We start from the raw sequence: 16,658 nt of genomic DNA on the forward strand, positions 1-16,658 counted from the left end.
CATTTTCCCCTCACTTATTTTTCTAAGAAAATTAATGAATAATAATCTTTCATCACTTCTCCACCCATCTCATCATACTTGGTATTTAACATTCTTGAGCGATGAATATCCGAATTCATCCAACTATGAATTAATGTTGGAACGTCATCAAAGTTATAACCCACATTCTGACTTGTAGAAGTATAACTAATATCTCGTTCATCTAATTGTTGTTTCAATGCATTTTCAGTGAATTCAACTGAATCATAGCCGCTCTTTGTCGCATCAAATAAATTAAAAGAGGCAATATGTGCAATATCGTTATTTACTTTTAATGGTTTTAACCCTTTTAATTTTCTCATCTCATTTGTCACTTCATACAGTGTCATTAATTGATTCGTATTTTGTTCATATGGTAAATCTTTATGTTTACTATTAGATGAAGATTGAGATTCATTTGTTTTATACGGTTGTAGAGATGCTAATGTATCTTTATCTAAAAAGCGAATCGCCATAATTTTATTAGTTTGTTGATCAGAATACACTTGAGCATACACATTACCATATTTAATTAATGTTTGTGTTTTTAAATCCTCATCAGACAACTCAAACTCATAAACCTTACCTTTAGATTTAATGGTTGGTTCTGGGTTAATACTTGTATTTTCGTAGATTTTAGAATTTTGTTCACCAATATGCAGTGGGCTTACATTTACATCCTTGCCAGTTGCATATACAGATTTAATATGATTGTCTTTAACACTTACAATGTAATATTGATCTTTCTTTTTAAAAACATAATTTTTATAACCATCTCTAAAAGGATACGTACGACTAGCTTGTCTATACTTTTTAGTAAGTTGATTGATATCTTTTCCAATCCAGGTACCTACACCTTTTTTAGGCTTTGGATTTTCAATATCTTTATTTGTATTTTTAAACTGTTCAGTTCGCTCAGTTTTATGATTTTTATTAGGATTTTCTAAAACATCAAACTTTAAACGTGGTGAGTAAAATAAATAGATTAGAAAAGAAACTAAAAAGACAACACCTAATATGCGTATTACTAATTTTTTCATCTTTCACCCACCTTAATAGAATTATTATCATTGTACATAAATATATATTTCATAATCAAGATAAGTCTATTTTCATCATGAATTTCATTATAAATACTTTCACCTAAATATGTTTGTAATATGAATTAAAGACATAAGAATATTAAAAAACTGATAAAACTTTCAATCAAGTTTTATCAGTTCACTTAAATTATAAACCTAAAGTCGCTTTAATTAACGATGTTGTTTCGCCGCCTGGATATAAGATGTATAAAAGTAAATATACTGCCACACCAGTAATAGCTGTAAAGAACCAAATAATTGAAGCAATAGGTCCAATTTTTCTATGAATATTAAATTTATCTTTGAAGGCCGTAAAAATTTGTATTAAGCCTAATACCCCACCAATTGTTGCTAGGTTAATATGGAATACTAAGAAAATCGTATAGTAAATTTTAATACTATCTGGACCACCAAATGCAGTATTTCCTATAAAGATTGTACGACTAGCATAAATAATAAAGAATGTAGCTGCGAAAATAGCTGCCCATAGCATTACTTTTTTATGCTTATCAATTTGTTTTTTCCAAATAAGTCTCCAACCAATTGCCACTAATATCGCACTAATAACAATGCATGAGGTACTTAACGTTGGTAATATAGGTACGTTCATATGTTTCATCCTTACTTAATTTTATATTTATATCATTTTAATAAGTGATACGACTACAACTAGTACAAAGAAAACGACTAAATAGTTTAACGAATAGATAAACATAGTGGTTGCCCATTTAGTTTGATTAGTATTACGTTTGAATGATGTAAAACCGAGTGCCATCCAACCTAAATTTAATAATGTAGCTAATACTATAAATGTAGTACCTAAATTAGATAACATGAATGGAATTGGTAATAATAATACTAACCAAATGAACATGCTTATACGTGTTCTATTGAATCCTTTGACAGATGGCAACATTGGAATATTTGCTAATGAATATTCATCACTACGTTTAATAGCTAAAGCATAGAAATGAATAGGTTGCCAACAAAATACTACCAAAAATAATGCTATTGCTGCAACACTGATAGAACCATCAATAGCTACCCAACCAATTAATGGTGGTACAGCACCTGGGAAACTACCTACAACAGTATTCCAAGTTGTGTGTCGTTTAGACCAAATCGAATAATAAGAAACGTATCCTACGATACCAATTAATCCTAATACGCCTGATGGAATATTGAGTAAAAATAAACATGCCTCACCTACTAACATCATACCAAAGCTTAAAATTAATAAGTGTTTATTTGAAATTCTATCATTTACAGTGGGTCTATTTTGTTTACTAGGCATGATTTGATCAATATCTTGATCATAATAGTTATTTAGTGCACATGCACCGCCCATAATCAATGTAGAACCTATAATCATTAATAAAATTTGAGGTATAGACGATAGGAAGGAATGGTTTGTCATTACAACAGCCAACCAAGCCCCGGCAAATGCAGGAATCAAATTCCCTTGAACAAGGCCCATCTTAATAATCTGTTGTAATTCTTTAAATGTCACACGGCCCGTATCTTGTGACAACGTTTGTTCTCTGTTCATAATTCCCCTCCTTGAACTTTTTCATATAATATAATGATATAGCAAATAGTTATAAAAGACTAGGTTTTAAAAAATTAAATTGTGACACTTTAACGACATTCTAAATAGTTGATTTTGTATAGCATTTAAAAATGGTATCATTAATATAATGTAGAAGAAAAATATATACGTTAATTTAAAGGAATGATCTAACATGAAATACGTGATTAGACGGAGTACTTTAATTTAATGATGGGGTGTTTATCATTGTTTAGAAAAGAAAACCTTAAATGGTTAAGTGTCTTAGCAACAATTATCATGACATTTGTACAATTAGGTGGTGCACTCGTCACTAAAACTGGTTCCGAAGATGGTTGTGGTTCCTCTTGGCCATTATGTAATGGTGCATTTCTACCACAGAATTTACCTATACAAACCATTATCGAATTGAGTCACAGAGCTGTATCAGCATTGTCACTTATCGTGGTATTGTGGCTAGTGATTACTGCATGGAAACATATCGGATATATCAAAGAGATCAAACCATTATCTATCATAAGTGTTGGCTTTTTATTACTGCAAGCTTTAGTAGGGGCTGCAGCGGTTATTTGGCAACAAAACGATTATGTTTTAGCGCTACATTTTGGTATATCTCTTGTAAGTTTCTCTTCTGTATTCTTAATAACACTTATTGTTTTCTCAATTGATCAAAAGTATGAAGCTGATGAGGTAATCATTAAAAAGCCATTACGTACATTGACTTGGTTAATGGCGATTATTGTTTATCTTACAATCTACACTGGTGCATTAGTAAGACATACTGATTCTAGTTTAGCTTATGGTGCATGGCCAGTACCTTTTGAGGATATTGTCCCACACAACGTACATGATTGGGTACAGTTCGCACATAGAGGTATGGCATTGGTTACTTTCATGTGGATTATGTTCACATTTATTCATGCCGTGAAAAATTATGCTGATAATCGTACCATCAAATATGGTTACACAGCTGCATTTATTTTAGTTATTTTACAAGTTGTCACTGGTGCATTATCAGTCATTACAAATGTTAATTTGTTTATTGCTTTACTTCATGCTTTATTTATTACTTATTTATTTGGTATGATTGCCTACTTCATTTTATTAATGTTAAGAACAACAAGAAGTTTAAAAAACAAATCATAATTCAAAGCCCAAACATTCATCTTAATGATTGAATGTTTGGGCTTTTTAATTAGTTCGCTTCTTTTTCAATTTCTATTAATAAATCACCTGTTGCAATCGCATCACCACTAGATACAGTGACACGTTTAATTACACCATCAAATGGCGCTTGAACAGTTGTTTCCATTTTCATTGCTTCAGTGATAAGTAGCGCTTGATTTGCCTTTACTTTATCCCCAACTGCTACTTTCACTTCAGTCACAGAGCCAGGCATTTGCGCCCCTATATGACTAGGATTAGTTTTATCTGCTTTTGGTTTTACATTTACATTCGCTTTAACATTTTCATCTTTGATATATATACGTCTTGCTTGACCATTCATTGAGAAATAAATGGTTCTTTGACCATTTTCATCTGGTTCACTAATCGTTTCTAACTTAATGATTAATCGTTTACCTGTATCAATTTCTATTTCAACAGTTTCTCCATTTCTCATTCCAAACAAGAATGTAGGTGTATCTAATAATGATAAGTCACCAAATTGCTCTTTCGTTGTAATAAATTGTTTGTATACTTTTGGATATAATACGTAACTAATAATGTCTTGTTCTGTCACTTCAGTGTTTTGTAATGAAACTAATTTCTGTTTTACTTCCTCAAAATCAACAGGTTCTAAATATTCTCCAGGTCTATTTTCTAACGCTGTTTGTCCTTTTAAAATCACTTTTTGAAGTTGTGCATTAAATCCATTTACAGGTTGACCAATTTCACCTTTAAAGAATGAAACGACAGATTCTGGGAAATCTAATTTATGTCCTTGATTAATGACATCCTCTTCGTTCAAATCATTTTGAACCATAAATAGTGCCATATCTCCGACTACTTTCGAAGATGGTGTTACTTTGACAATATCACCAAATAAGAAATTCACACGACGATACATATCTTTAACTTCATCGAAGCGTTCTCCTAAACCAAGGCTTTTAGCTTGTTGACTTAAATTCGAATATTGTCCGCCAGGCATTTCATGTTGGTAAATTTCTGTATTTGGAGATTTGATATCACTTTCAAAATCAACATAATAAGGGCGCACTGTTGACCAGTAATGACTTATTTCTTCTAACCCATTTATATCTGCTCTCAATTGACGTGGGAAGCCGTTTAAAGCATAGTATAATGAATTGGCACTAGGTTGACTTGTTAAACCACTCATTGATGCTACAGCCGTATCGATGATATCTACACCTGCATCAATCGCTTGCATATACGTTAATAAACCATTGCCACTTGTATCATGAGTATGAAGATGTATCGGCATATCAACTGCTGCACGTAAATGTCCAATAAGTTCATAGGCTGCTTTCGGTTTTAATAAGCCGGCCATATCTTTAATGGCTAAAATATGGAATCCTTCTTTTTCTAATTCTTTTGCTAATTTCACATAGTAGTCCAATGTATATATATTAGATCTTTCAGGATTTAAGATATCTCCTGTATAACAAATAGTACCTTCTGAAATCTTTCCTGCTTCTTGAACTGCTTCGTTCGCCACTTTCATTTGATCTACCCAGTTTAATGAGTCAAAAATTCTGAATACATCAACACCTGCTTCTGCACTTTCTTTCACAAATTTTTGTATAACATTATCTGGATAATTTTTATAACCCACGGCATTTGAAGCACGTAATAACATCTGAAATAGCACATTAGGTATTGCTTGACGCAATCTTTCAAGTCGTTCCCACGGATTTTCTTTTAAGAAGTTATATGCTACATCAAACGTTGCACCGCCCCACATTTCAAGTGAAAAATTATCTTTAAATACTTCTGCTGTTTTAGAAGCAATATTCAACATATCTTTAGTACGTACACGTGTGGCTAATAAAGATTGATGAGCATCTCTAAATGTTGTATCTGTCATTAAAACATCTTCTTGTTCGCGTACCCAATTTGCCACACCTTTAGGGCCTTGTTGATCTAATAACTGTTTCGTACCTGAAAACGTAGCTATTTTCTTTTGCGATACTTTAGGAATAGATGCAGCTTCATAAAGTGGTTTAGGTCGTTGTTCAACATTAGGGAACCCATTAATAGTTACATTACCTATGTATTCTAATGTTTTCGTACCTCTATCTAAAGTTGGTTCTATATTAAATAATTCAGGTGTCTCTTCTATAAATTTAGTTGTATAATCGCCACTTCTAAATTGTTCATTTCTCATCACATTGATTAAAAATGGTATATTCGTTTTCACACCTCGAATACGCATTTCTCTTAATGAACGTTCCATCTTTTCTTCAGCTTGTTTGAATGACATAGCATGCGTCGATAGTTTTACTAATAATGAATCATAATATGGCGAAATCTCTGCACCTTGGAAACCATCGCCAGCATCTAAACGGACTCCAAATCCACCACTAGAACGATATGCAATAATTGTGCCAGAGTCAGGCATAAAATCATTGAGTGGATCTTCAGTAGTAATACGACACTGGATCGCATAACCTAATGTTTGAATATCTTTTTGCTTTGGCATACCTATTTCTTCACTAAATAATTTTGCACCATCAGCAACTAATATTTGCGTTTTAACGATATCAATACCTGTAATCATCTCTGTGATTGTGTGTTCCACTTGTACACGTGGATTGACTTCTATAAAGAAGAATTCATTACCTGATACTAAAAATTCGACTGTTCCTGCGTTTACATATTTGATATGAGACATTAATTGAAGCGCAGCGTCACATATTTTCTTTCTTAAAGTTTCAGGTAATCCGACAGACGGTGCTACTTCGACTACCTTTTGATGACGACGTTGAACAGAACAATCTCTCTCATAAAGATGTACTAGATTACCATAGTCATCGCCTATAACTTGTACTTCAATATGTTTAGGGTTATCAATGTAACGTTCTATATATATTTCACTATTACCAAATGATTTTTCTGCTTCAGATTTAGCACGATGGAATGCATCTTCAAGCTCACTTTCTTCGTGAACGATACGCATACCTTTACCGCCACCACCACTGGTAGCTTTAATCATCAATGGATAACCTGCTTCGTTAGCGAAAGTTCGTGCAGCCTCATAGCTTTCTATAGGTCCATCTGTGCCTGGTATAACTGGTAAGTTAGCTTTAAGTGCAGTAGCTCTAGCTTTAACTTTATCTCCAAACATATCCAAATGTTCTAGATGTGGTCCAATAAATTTGATGTCCTCTTCTGCACATCTGCGCGCAAAATGTTCATTTTCACTTAAAAATCCATAACCTGGGTGGATCGCATCTACATTTGCTCTTTTAGCTACATCAATAATGCGTTCAATATTCAAGTAACTTTCAGCTGGTCCTAAATCACTACCAACTAAGTAGGACTCATCAGCTTTATATCTATGTAACGATGATTTATCTTCTTTAGAGTATATGGCTACTGTATTAATATTTAATTCTGCAGCAGCTCTAAAAATTCTGATAGCGATTTCCCCACGATTGGCTACTAATAACTTTTTAATATGTTTCAAAAGTGATCACACCCCTGTTAAATTTTCGGAATTTTCTTACTAATCTGATACTAAGATTTTATCTTATATAGATTGCTTTTTCTATAGTTATTGCATATTAGTCATAATTCTTTAATTTATATGTCACATAAGATAAATATTCTTATTGTGCAGCTAACTCTAGTTATAAAATTCATACAAACTTATCATAAACAATAACTTTATATTATCATTGCATCAATCATATTTCCAGTTAAATCTTGTATGTTTAATAAATATTTATAATAAAAAAAGCTAATCTCTATAACTTTAGAAAATTCAATATAATGAATTTTCTAAAGCGAGATTAGCTAAATACTTATTGATATCGTCGTTTAATATCGACTTTATGTTGTTTGGCCCTTTTTTCATCCATTTTGATTTGTTTAGCGGTAATGAGCAATAAGCCCATTGCTATACTTAAACTAATCATAGCAGACCCACCAAAACTTATAAATGGTAATGGTACCCCTGTTAATGGGATCGTTGCTGAAATACCACCTAAGTTAACAAATGTTTGACTTCCAATATAACTGGCGATACCAACACAAACTAATTTGTAAAAATATGAGTTTGTTTTATTCGCAAGTTGGAAAGCTCTATAAACAATGAAAAATTCAAGCAAAATGACAAACAAGCCGCCTACTAAACCTAACTCTTCACAGATTACCGCAAAAATAAAGTCAGTATGTGGTTCGGGTAAATAGCCTAATTTCATAATACTATTACCTAAACCTCGGCCAAATAGACCGCCATTACCTATTGCCATCAGTGAATTCGATATGTGATAACCTGTTCCGGATTCAGCACTAAACGGATTAGTTAATGTACTAAATCTTGCTTCTAGGTAGCTTGGTAATAAGCCTGCAATAAGAACTAATACAGAAATCAAAATCCCTGCAATTGCTACCATAACACCGTATTTCAAAACATTGTGTACACCGATTCCAGCATAAAACATGATTGAAAAGAATATAATTAATATTAATAGTGTTTGTCCTACGTCCTTTTGTAAAAAGACTAATGCGACACAACTAGCAACTAAAATAATAGGTGCTGAAATTAATTTAATTTTATTACGCACTGCCGGCATTTTCTTTTCTATCATAAATGGCAAATATAATATAATAGCAATTTTAAGTAATTCTGATGCTTGTAAGTTCATAAATCCTAAGTTGATCCAACTTTTTGAACCGTTAATATTTTTACCAATGACTAGCGTAATTAATAGTAAAACAAATATACCTATCATCATCCATTTTTGGACATTGGGTTGTTTCAAGATCTTTACATTCATGATAAATGCCATAAAAAAGACAATAGCAAAGCTCATAATGACGTATAGCAACTGTCTTGTGTAGAAATATGTTCCCGATACTTCAGCGCCACCTGTTAAAGTACCTTTTGTAGCAGCAACCATACTGGCACTATAAACCATAACTAGACCAATTAAACATAGGATGACGTATGTGACCAACAATGGATAATCGATAAATTTAGATGTTTTTCCAATATATCGCATTATATTTTTAAAATTTTTCATATACTTGTACATCCAATTCGAATTTTTTGAGAGTTGATTTTAAGAGTCCCGAAATAAATAATCACTAACTCTAAAACCTATCTTTTTTATTATAAACTTCCTATGTATCACAAAACAAATATAAACTTAACGATTATTCAAAAAAGATAAAATGACTGAGAAAATATCAATTATGATACTATCTCAGCCACCATTTATACAATGTGCAAGTTGCGATTTCACATTTTATTTCAACATGAAAGTGTTGTCATAAATGTATTAAGTGAATACTAGTAACATTAATATCACTATATCAACACATCAAATTTATATAAAAATTAAACGTTTGTAAATGCTTCGTGTAGTTTTGAAAGTTCTTTTTCAAGTCTTAACATTAGATTTTTACCGTCTTCTTTCTCAACTAGCCCGAGTTGTACAGCAAAATCTACTTCTTTTTGAAGACCGAACATTTGTGTATCTAAAACTTCTTCATATAGTGGACAAGAAGGTACTGTTAAATTGTCCATTTGAACTTTAATAAGATGTAATATTCTATCTGCATCTTTGTTCAGTTGGTCATAAGCCGCATTATTTAGTTTCGACTGATTAGCCATGACACGCACTCCCCCTATCATTTCATTAAATATCTTCAATATATAAAATTCTATCTTACTGAATGTTAAAAAGCAAGTATCTTTAAATTAAGTATAACGTATTTTATGATAAAATAATATAAGATAAAAATTTAGGGAGTGGGCAAGATGATTCAAATAAAAGGTGCGGTAAATTTCCCCATCACATTAGATAGTACAACATGGATTTTCGATGATAGAAAGGTTAGCATCGAAGACTTAGAACAAGGCGTGTTCGATGGCACTAAACCAATTCAATTCGAGGATAATCGCGAGTGGAATCGTGCTATCTTAGAAGGTCAAACGAATCCACCAACATTAAATTCTGAAATTAAATACAAAAAGCGTTCTGTACTAGAAGGTTCATTTGTAATTAATATGACACCCTTCTTTAAAACTGCAGAACCACAATCAAATGCAACTGCTATTAAATTATTTAATGATGAAGATTCTATTGAAGTGCCATTAGATTTATTACCATATTTATTCTTCCAATTTGCTAAAGATGGTAAACGTCTATATGACGATAACTCTGTGGATAGTTTTGTATATGATACTGAAAAAGGTTATAGCTATGAATTTAAGTATGTAAAATATATTGAGGTGATTTAATTGGTTCCAGTCAAATGTATCATTTGTGATACTACAGTACATATTGATGAAAACACTGTAGAAGCAAAACGACTTAGAAATAATCCTATTCGCACATTTATGTGTGATGATTGTAAAAGTCGTCTAGATACACCTAAACAGCCTCAACCATTTGTAACAAATAATCATAAAAAAGAAAATGACTAATTAACTAGCGTATGATTGTAGCGTCTTTATATAAGAAGTTGTAATCATACGTTTTTTATATGAGCACATAGTTTATTCTAATTAATTTATGATGTACTTGTTTAATATTAAAAAAAGAAAACCACTTGAGAATTGAATACAATCAATAATCAAGTGGTTTGTAAATAGTGAAATAGACGATAATTATTCTTCGTCAGACATCATTTGTTTAACACGTTTAGCTTCTTTTTCACGTACTGATTTGTTTAATAATTTCTTTCTTAAACGAATACTTTCAGGTGTTACCTCTACTAATTCATCATCATTGATAAATTGTAACGCTTCTTCAAGTGTTAGTACTCGAGGACGGTTCATAGTTTGTGTTTGGTCTTTCGTAGCAGAACGTACGTTAGTTTGGTGTTTTGTTTTAGTGATATTAACTGTTAAGTCATTTTCACGGTTATGTTCACCAACAATCATACCTTCATAAACTTCAGTACCTGGCTCCATGAAGTTAACGCCTCTGTCTTCTAAACCTAAAATCGCATACGTACTAGCAGAACCTTGATCCATTGAAATTAATGCACCATTTCTTCTGCCACCGATTTTAGCTTTAATACGAGGTCTGAATTCTTCAAATGTATGGTTGATAATACCATAACCACGTGTCATTGACATAAATTCTGTAGTATAACCAATCATTCCACGTGCTGGTACCATAAAGATAAGACGAGTAAGACCATTATCAGTCGTCATCATATCTAACATTTCACCTTTACGTGCACCTAAAGATTCAATAACAGCACCAGAATTTTCTTGAGGTACTTCACATTGAACTCTTTCAAATGGTTCACACATAACGCCATCAATTTCTCTAATGATAACTTGTGGTTTAGATACTTGAAGCTCATAACCTTCACGACGCATATTTTCAATTAAAATAGATAAATGTAATTCACCACGTCCAGCAACTACCCAAGCATCTGGTGAATCTGTTGGTGTAACTTTTAATGATACGTCTGTTTCAAGTTGTTGATCTAAACGTTCTTGAATTTGACGTGCTGTTACAAAATCACCTTCACGTCCTGCAAACGGTGAATTATTAACTCTAAATGTCATCTCAAGTGTTGGTTCATCAATACGTAATACTGGTAACGCATCTTGATGATCATGTGGTGTAACTGTTTCACCTACGTTGATATCTTCCATACCAGAAACCGCAATTAAGTCCCCTGCTTGTGCTTCTTCAATTTCTTCACGTTTTAATCCGAAGTAACCAAATATTTTTGTTACACGGAAATTTTTAACGCTACCATCTAATTTGATCAGTGATACATTATCTCCTACACGCATTTTACCTCTGAAAACACGTCCTACACCGATACGTCCAACATAGTCATTATAATCTAATAACGCTACTTGGAATTGTAATGGTTCATCACTATTATCAACTGGTGCTGGTACGTAATCGATAATAGTTTCATATAATGATTGCATGTTTTCATCTTGTTGTTCTGAATTTAAACTTGCAGTTCCATTAACAGCTGAAGCATATACAACAGGGAAATCAAGTTGTTCATCGTTAGCTTCTAATTCGATAAATAAATCTAATACTTCATCAACTACACCTTCTGGTCTTGCAGATGGTTTATCAATTTTATTTACTACTACCACTGGTTTTAAATTTTGTTCTAATGCTTTTTTAAGTACGAAACGTGTTTGAGGCATTGTACCTTCATACGCATCGACTACTAATACAACACCATCAACCATTTTCATGATACGTTCAACTTCGCCACCGAAGTCAGCGTGTCCTGGTGTATCTAAGATATTAATTCGTGTACCTTTATAGTCAACCGCAGTATTTTTCGCAAGAATTGTAATACCACGTTCTCTTTCTAAGTCATTAGAGTCCATAGCACGATCGTCAACATGTTCGTTCTCTCTAAAAATTCCTGATTGCTTTAATAATTCATCTACTAACGTCGTTTTACCATGGTCAACGTGCGCAATAATTGCTATATTACGTACATCTTCTCTTATATTCGTCATATTATAAATTTCCTTTCTTAAGTAAACTCCCACTTTTAATTACAACTTTTTTATTATATCATAGATTAGAGAAAAAATAAGTAAAAGGTGGGGTATGGGATGCAACAAAAAAAATCTAAAGGCATTTTCTGGATATTCTCAATTTTAGCTTTAATCTTTTTATTGCTATTTAGCTTTAGTATTGGTGCAGCAAATGTTCCAATGATGATTTTAACATTTATATTACTCGTTGCAACATTTGGCGTCGGTTTCACAGTGAAAAAGAAATATCGCGAAAATGACTGGTTATAGATGATATAACCCAATATCAATAAAATAAAACTTTATTTAAAATCAAGTGTTAGTTGCAATTTATTATAAGATTCATTGATTAAAATGGCTGTCTCATGGTTAGTCAAACGAATATTAATCAACATGATTAAACATTTGAGAAATATCCATTTAAAATCTTGGCATCATCGAACCATAACTACTTTCTCCTTTTGTGGGAAGTATTCTTACAAATATGTTTATTTAAATTTTAAATAAAAAGACAAAGCCTGGAACGTAATACGAAGTCCCATGCTTTGTCTTTTATTATATTAATTACCAAAACGTTTTTTATGATGTGTTCTTAAAGTACCTTCATGATCTTTTAAGTATTTCTTCATTATTTCATCGTGTAATGAATGATTGGCCATGACAATAGAATTGGGGTGAGTAATAGATAACGTTTCTCCAAGTAAATTCGTTCCTTTTCCACCGACTTCATTGAGTATCATTAAACCACCAGCATAATCCCATGGTTGTAGTCTTGGCGTCAGATAGGCATCTAATTGTCCTTTAGCTACACTCACAATTTCCAATGCTGCACTGCCATAAGCTCTTGCACTACGTGCATCATTCACTATTGGTGCAAAAATGGGCCCCATAATAGGTTTAGTTAGCCAATTGGGGTTAATGCCAATAATACTTGTTTTTAAATGCGTGTCATTTAAAGGTTCTAAAGCATGATTATTTTCAAATGCACCTTCCCCTACTTTGGTATGATATAAAATATCTCTCATCACATCGTATACAAAGCCAGCATATGGTTGACCATCGTGATAAATACCAATTGAAATAGCGAAGTTTTCTTGTTGATGAACAAAGTTTAACGTGCCATCTATCGGATCAACTACCCAAACGATTCCAGACGTATCAATCAAGTCATGACCATGACCCTCTTCGCCAATCACTTTATGCTCTGGATAATTTTGATGTATCATATCATAAATATAATCTTCAGTTGCTTTATCTACATTTGTTACTAAGTCATTAGGATTAGATTTAGTTTCAATATTTAATTCATCTTTCATCATCAAGCGTACTTTATTACCCGCTTCTAATACTAACCCTTTTGCAAAATCGTAAAGTGCCATGGTATCATCTCCTATTTATCTCTATTATACATGATTATGGTCTTGATTTTATATTTATAGGCTCCCCTATTTTTAACAATTTATGCATTCTTTTGAAACTGCAATTTAGAATTTTAATGCTTTGTTATGCTACAATAATTTTAATCATTATCCTAGGAGGCAAATCATGACTAAATACACATTTTCACCTCAAAATTTTAAAGCCTTTGATGTGGATGGCTTAGATGCTAGAATGGAAGCACTCAATGAGCATGTTAGACCGCAATTGCATCAATTAGGAGAGTATTTCACTGAATACTTTACAACTCAAACAGGTGAAACATTTTATCCTCACGTGGCAAAACATGCTAGAAGAAGTGTCAATCCACCTAAAGATACGTGGGTTGCATTTGCTCCAAATAAACGCGGCTACAAAATGTTACCTCATTTCCAAATCGGCTTATTTAGAGACCAATTATTTATAATGTTTGGTGTCATGCACGAAGCAAAAGATAAGGCTGAACGAGTTAAAATATTTGATAAACATTTTGATACGTTAAGAAACCTACCGTCAGATTATAGCATTTGTCTTGATCATATGAAGCCTGAAAAGACGCTTATCAAAGACTGTACTGATGTGCAATTACACGAAGCCATTGATCGTGTCAAAAATGTTAAAAAAGGTGAATTCTTCGTAGCTAGATCTATTACACCAGATGACCAAAGGTTAAAAACTGATAAAGCTTTTATTCAATTTGTTGAAGAAACATTTGATCAATTCTTAAAATTCTATTCTGCTTAAGTCAAAAGAGTTTCACGATATTTGAACCTGCGACATTCACTCATGTCCAGGTTTTTTTGTTTCGCAAAATATTTTTAGGTTGACCTAAAAAAACATTAGGTTAATATATCAATATATTTTAAGTTAGAGGTGAGTTTTGTTTATGAATAAGCAATCAGTCGACCAAGAACATCAAAAAAGCTTAGACGAAATTAATAATACGATTGATTTTGACTATAAAAGTAATTCAAGTCAAAAACTTTTGGCTTTCTTAGGACCTGGATTATTAGTCGCTGTGGGATATATGGATCCAGGTAACTGGATAACTTCTATGCAAGGTGGCGCACAATTTGGATATACCCTCCTATTTGTAATACTAATTTCTAGTTTAGCTGCAATGTTATTACAAAGTATGACAGTAAGATTGGGAATTGCTACGGGTAAAGATTTAGCTCAAATGACGCGACATTTTTTATCTAAACCCATCGCGATTATTTTCTGGATAATCGCAGAATTAGCTATCATTGCTACAGATATTGCCGAAGTTATTGGTAGTGCAATTTCACTTAATTTACTATTTAATATTCCATTGATAGTTGGCGCTTTAATTACAGTATGTGATGTATTTTTATTATTATTTATTATGAAATTTGGATTTAGAAAAATAGAAGCCATAGTAGGTACACTTATATTTACAGTTTTAGCCATTTTCACCTTTGAAGTTTATATTTCTTCACCTAATATATTGAATTTATTAAATGGCTTTGTACCACATACTGAAATCATTACGAATCAAGGTATCTTATATATTGCTTTAGGTATCGTAGGGGCAACTATTATGCCACACAATCTATATTTACATTCTTCTATTGTTCAATCTCGGAAATATGATAGAAATAACAATGAAGATAAAGCACAAGCCATTAAATATGCAACGATTGACTCCAACATCCAATTATCCGTTGCATTTGTAGTTAATTGCTTGCTATTAACACTGGGGGCAGCACTTTTCTTCGGTACTAACACTGATGAATTAGGTGGATTTTACGATTTATACCACGCTTTAAAAACACAACCATTATTAGGTGCAACATTAGGTGGTGTCATGAGTACCTTATTTGCAGTTGCTTTACTTGCTTCAGGACAAAACTCAACAATTACAGGGACATTAGCAGGTCAGATTGTAATGGAAGGTTTCTTGAGATTACGTATACCTAATTGGCTCCGTCGTCTCATCACACGTTCTTTAGCTGTTATTCCCGTTATTATATGCTTAATCATCTTTAATGGTAATGCCGCCAAAATTGAACAATTATTAGTATTCTCACAAGTATTTTTAAGTATAGCGTTACCTTTTAGTTTAATACCACTGCAATTAGCAACTAGTAATAAAAAGTTAATGGGACCATTTATTAATAAAACATGTGTTAATATTATTTCATGGTCACTTATCATTATTTTAAGTATCTTGAATGTCTACCTCATTATCCAGACGTTCCAAGAATTGTAAAATCAAAACTTTAATAAAAACCGGTTGAATGCCTTAGCATTTCAACCGGTTTTTGATATATCATGATACTTGTATAAATTTATTAATAGGTATATGGTTTGTCCTTTTGTTGATGTTCTTTTAATTCTTTTTCAGGATCCCACTCATCTTTCTTAGAAATATCCTCTTGATGATTATTTACAGCATGGTCAGTTTTAGGTCTCTGTTGATTAGATTTTGTTAATAGCATAATACCTGCAATGAACCATAAAATCATAGCTATGATATTCGTTGCCATAATACCAACCACTGCTGCAGCAATTAATAAACTGGCTCCCAATTTATGTCTGCCTTTTACTGTTAATGCACCCACAATACCTAAAATAGTAGAAAATGCAAGCACACCCATAGATAAGGCGATCGAAGCAGTAAGCATCTCCATCGACATTTCTTGATTTCCGCCCATCATTTGATTAACCATTTCCTTATTTTGAGATGCACCACTTCCTGATTTCATCGCAAAATAACCTATGATTACAAATAGTAAATATAAACTACTTAAACCATTCGCTATCCATGCTAATATCAATTCAGTTTTTCTTTTCATTACAGTACCTCCTTTAACTCTTACATTAATCATACTAAAAACTATCTTTACATGCTATTCAATATCATAAAAATCTATTTATAACA

At 32.4% G+C, this 16,658-nt stretch carries 15 protein-coding genes; 6 read left to right on the top strand and 9 right to left on the bottom strand.

The window, feature by feature from the left end; genetic code table 11:
* Nucleotides 1-14: 14 nt before the first annotated feature.
* From ssp1_RS08185 to cyoE, 3 genes are all read right to left on the bottom strand, one after another.
* Complete coding sequence (locus ssp1_RS08185) at nucleotides 15-1,058, bottom strand: CAP-associated domain-containing protein (RefSeq protein ID WP_118828184.1); 1,044 nt, start codon at nucleotides 1,056-1,058, stop codon at nucleotides 15-17.
* 190 nt (nucleotides 1,059-1,248) lie between these two features.
* A complete protein-coding gene (locus ssp1_RS08190; RefSeq protein WP_002450665.1) occupies nucleotides 1,249-1,710 on the bottom strand; it encodes a DUF420 domain-containing protein in 462 nt (153 codons plus the stop codon).
* Between the two features lie 27 nt (nucleotides 1,711-1,737).
* On the bottom strand, nucleotides 1,738-2,649 hold the full coding sequence (cyoE, locus tag ssp1_RS08195) for a heme o synthase (RefSeq protein WP_075778521.1): 912 nt from the start codon (nucleotides 2,647-2,649) through the stop codon (nucleotides 1,738-1,740).
* A 246-nt stretch (nucleotides 2,650-2,895) separates the two neighbouring features.
* Between cyoE and ssp1_RS08200 the strand changes: the two genes are divergently transcribed.
* Nucleotides 2,896-3,813: a COX15/CtaA family protein gene (locus ssp1_RS08200; protein ID WP_075778520.1), complete on the top strand. Its 918-nt coding sequence runs from the start codon at nucleotides 2,896-2,898 to the stop codon at nucleotides 3,811-3,813.
* 49 nt (nucleotides 3,814-3,862) lie between these two features.
* Here ssp1_RS08200 and ssp1_RS08205 read toward each other — a convergent pair whose 3' ends face one another.
* The 3 genes from ssp1_RS08205 to ssp1_RS08215 all read right to left on the bottom strand — a co-directional run bounded on the left by ssp1_RS08205 (nucleotide 3,863) and on the right by ssp1_RS08215 (nucleotide 9,469).
* Nucleotides 3,863-7,315, bottom strand: a complete 3,453-nt coding sequence (locus ssp1_RS08205) for a pyruvate carboxylase (protein WP_118828185.1) — start codon at nucleotides 7,313-7,315, stop codon at nucleotides 3,863-3,865.
* Between the two features lie 337 nt (nucleotides 7,316-7,652).
* Nucleotides 7,653-8,876, bottom strand: coding sequence for a cell division peptidoglycan polymerase FtsW (gene ftsW / locus ssp1_RS08210; protein WP_002450670.1), 1,224 nt, complete (start codon nucleotides 8,874-8,876; stop codon nucleotides 7,653-7,655).
* A gap of 317 nt (nucleotides 8,877-9,193) precedes the next feature.
* On the bottom strand, nucleotides 9,194-9,469 hold the full coding sequence (locus tag ssp1_RS08215; protein ID WP_002450671.1) for an Fpa/YlaN family protein: 276 nt from the start codon (nucleotides 9,467-9,469) through the stop codon (nucleotides 9,194-9,196).
* Between the two features lie 147 nt (nucleotides 9,470-9,616).
* Here ssp1_RS08215 and ssp1_RS08220 point away from each other — a divergent pair, with 147 nt between their 5' ends.
* Together ssp1_RS08220 and ssp1_RS08225 are read left to right on the top strand one after the other, a co-directional pair.
* Entirely contained in the window at nucleotides 9,617-10,099 is a 483-nt protein-coding gene (locus ssp1_RS08220) for a hypothetical protein (RefSeq protein ID WP_075778518.1), read from the top strand.
* Nucleotides 10,100-10,285: a DUF2197 domain-containing protein gene (locus tag ssp1_RS08225; RefSeq protein ID WP_075778517.1), complete on the top strand. Its 186-nt coding sequence runs from the start codon at nucleotides 10,100-10,102 to the stop codon at nucleotides 10,283-10,285. It begins immediately after the preceding gene.
* Nucleotides 10,286-10,468: 183 nt separating this feature from the next.
* On the opposite strand, the gene typA is transcribed toward ssp1_RS08225, so the two are convergent.
* Nucleotides 10,469-12,316, bottom strand: a complete 1,848-nt coding sequence (gene typA, locus ssp1_RS08230) for a translational GTPase TypA (protein WP_002450674.1) — start codon at nucleotides 12,314-12,316, stop codon at nucleotides 10,469-10,471.
* A gap of 99 nt (nucleotides 12,317-12,415) precedes the next feature.
* Between typA and ssp1_RS08235 the strand changes: the two genes are divergently transcribed.
* A complete protein-coding gene (locus ssp1_RS08235; protein WP_023375088.1) occupies nucleotides 12,416-12,607 on the top strand; it encodes a DUF5325 family protein in 192 nt (63 codons plus the stop codon).
* A gap of 290 nt (nucleotides 12,608-12,897) precedes the next feature.
* Here the strand turns inward: ssp1_RS08235 and ssp1_RS08240 are convergent, their stop codons facing one another.
* Complete coding sequence (locus tag ssp1_RS08240; protein WP_075778516.1) at nucleotides 12,898-13,716, bottom strand: inositol monophosphatase family protein; 819 nt, start codon at nucleotides 13,714-13,716, stop codon at nucleotides 12,898-12,900.
* 166 nt (nucleotides 13,717-13,882) lie between these two features.
* Here ssp1_RS08240 and ssp1_RS08245 point away from each other — a divergent pair, with 166 nt between their 5' ends.
* Both ssp1_RS08245 and ssp1_RS08250 read left to right on the top strand, forming a co-directional pair.
* A complete protein-coding gene (locus ssp1_RS08245; protein WP_049424258.1) occupies nucleotides 13,883-14,497 on the top strand; it encodes a YktB family protein in 615 nt (204 codons plus the stop codon).
* Between the two features lie 142 nt (nucleotides 14,498-14,639).
* A complete protein-coding gene (locus tag ssp1_RS08250; RefSeq protein ID WP_118828186.1) occupies nucleotides 14,640-15,986 on the top strand; it encodes an Nramp family divalent metal transporter in 1,347 nt (448 codons plus the stop codon).
* A gap of 82 nt (nucleotides 15,987-16,068) precedes the next feature.
* Here ssp1_RS08250 and ssp1_RS08255 read toward each other — a convergent pair whose 3' ends face one another.
* Nucleotides 16,069-16,572 carry a DUF4064 domain-containing protein gene (locus tag ssp1_RS08255; RefSeq protein ID WP_002450679.1) on the bottom strand — a complete coding sequence of 168 codons (504 nt, stop codon included), beginning with the start codon at nucleotides 16,570-16,572 and terminating at the stop codon, nucleotides 16,069-16,071.
* Between the last annotated feature and the right edge of the window lie 86 nt (nucleotides 16,573-16,658).

The organism is Staphylococcus sp. M0911 (genome assembly GCF_003491325.1).
Lineage (GTDB): Bacteria > Bacillota > Bacilli > Staphylococcales > Staphylococcaceae > Staphylococcus > Staphylococcus warneri_A.

Coding starts and splice junctions, on each gene's coding strand:
- ssp1_RS08250 (WP_118828186.1), top strand. CDS start 14,640: ATGAATAAGCAATCAGTCGACCAAGAACATCAAAAAAGCTTAGACGAA.
- ssp1_RS08215 (WP_002450671.1), bottom strand. CDS start 9,469: ATGGCTAATCAGTCGAAACTAAATAATGCGGCTTATGACCAACTGAAC.
- ssp1_RS08220 (WP_075778518.1), top strand. CDS start 9,617: ATGATTCAAATAAAAGGTGCGGTAAATTTCCCCATCACATTAGATAGT.
- ssp1_RS08255 (WP_002450679.1), bottom strand. CDS start 16,572: ATGAAAAGAAAAACTGAATTGATATTAGCATGGATAGCGAATGGTTTA.
- typA (WP_002450674.1), bottom strand. CDS start 12,316: ATGACGAATATAAGAGAAGATGTACGTAATATAGCAATTATTGCGCAC.
- ssp1_RS08235 (WP_023375088.1), top strand. CDS start 12,416: ATGCAACAAAAAAAATCTAAAGGCATTTTCTGGATATTCTCAATTTTA.
- ssp1_RS08240 (WP_075778516.1), bottom strand. CDS start 13,716: ATGGCACTTTACGATTTTGCAAAAGGGTTAGTATTAGAAGCGGGTAAT.
- ssp1_RS08185 (WP_118828184.1), bottom strand. CDS start 1,058: ATGAAAAAATTAGTAATACGCATATTAGGTGTTGTCTTTTTAGTTTCT.
- ftsW (WP_002450670.1), bottom strand. CDS start 8,876: ATGAAAAATTTTAAAAATATAATGCGATATATTGGAAAAACATCTAAA.
- cyoE (WP_075778521.1), bottom strand. CDS start 2,649: ATGAACAGAGAACAAACGTTGTCACAAGATACGGGCCGTGTGACATTT.
- ssp1_RS08190 (WP_002450665.1), bottom strand. CDS start 1,710: ATGAACGTACCTATATTACCAACGTTAAGTACCTCATGCATTGTTATT.
- ssp1_RS08245 (WP_049424258.1), top strand. CDS start 13,883: ATGACTAAATACACATTTTCACCTCAAAATTTTAAAGCCTTTGATGTG.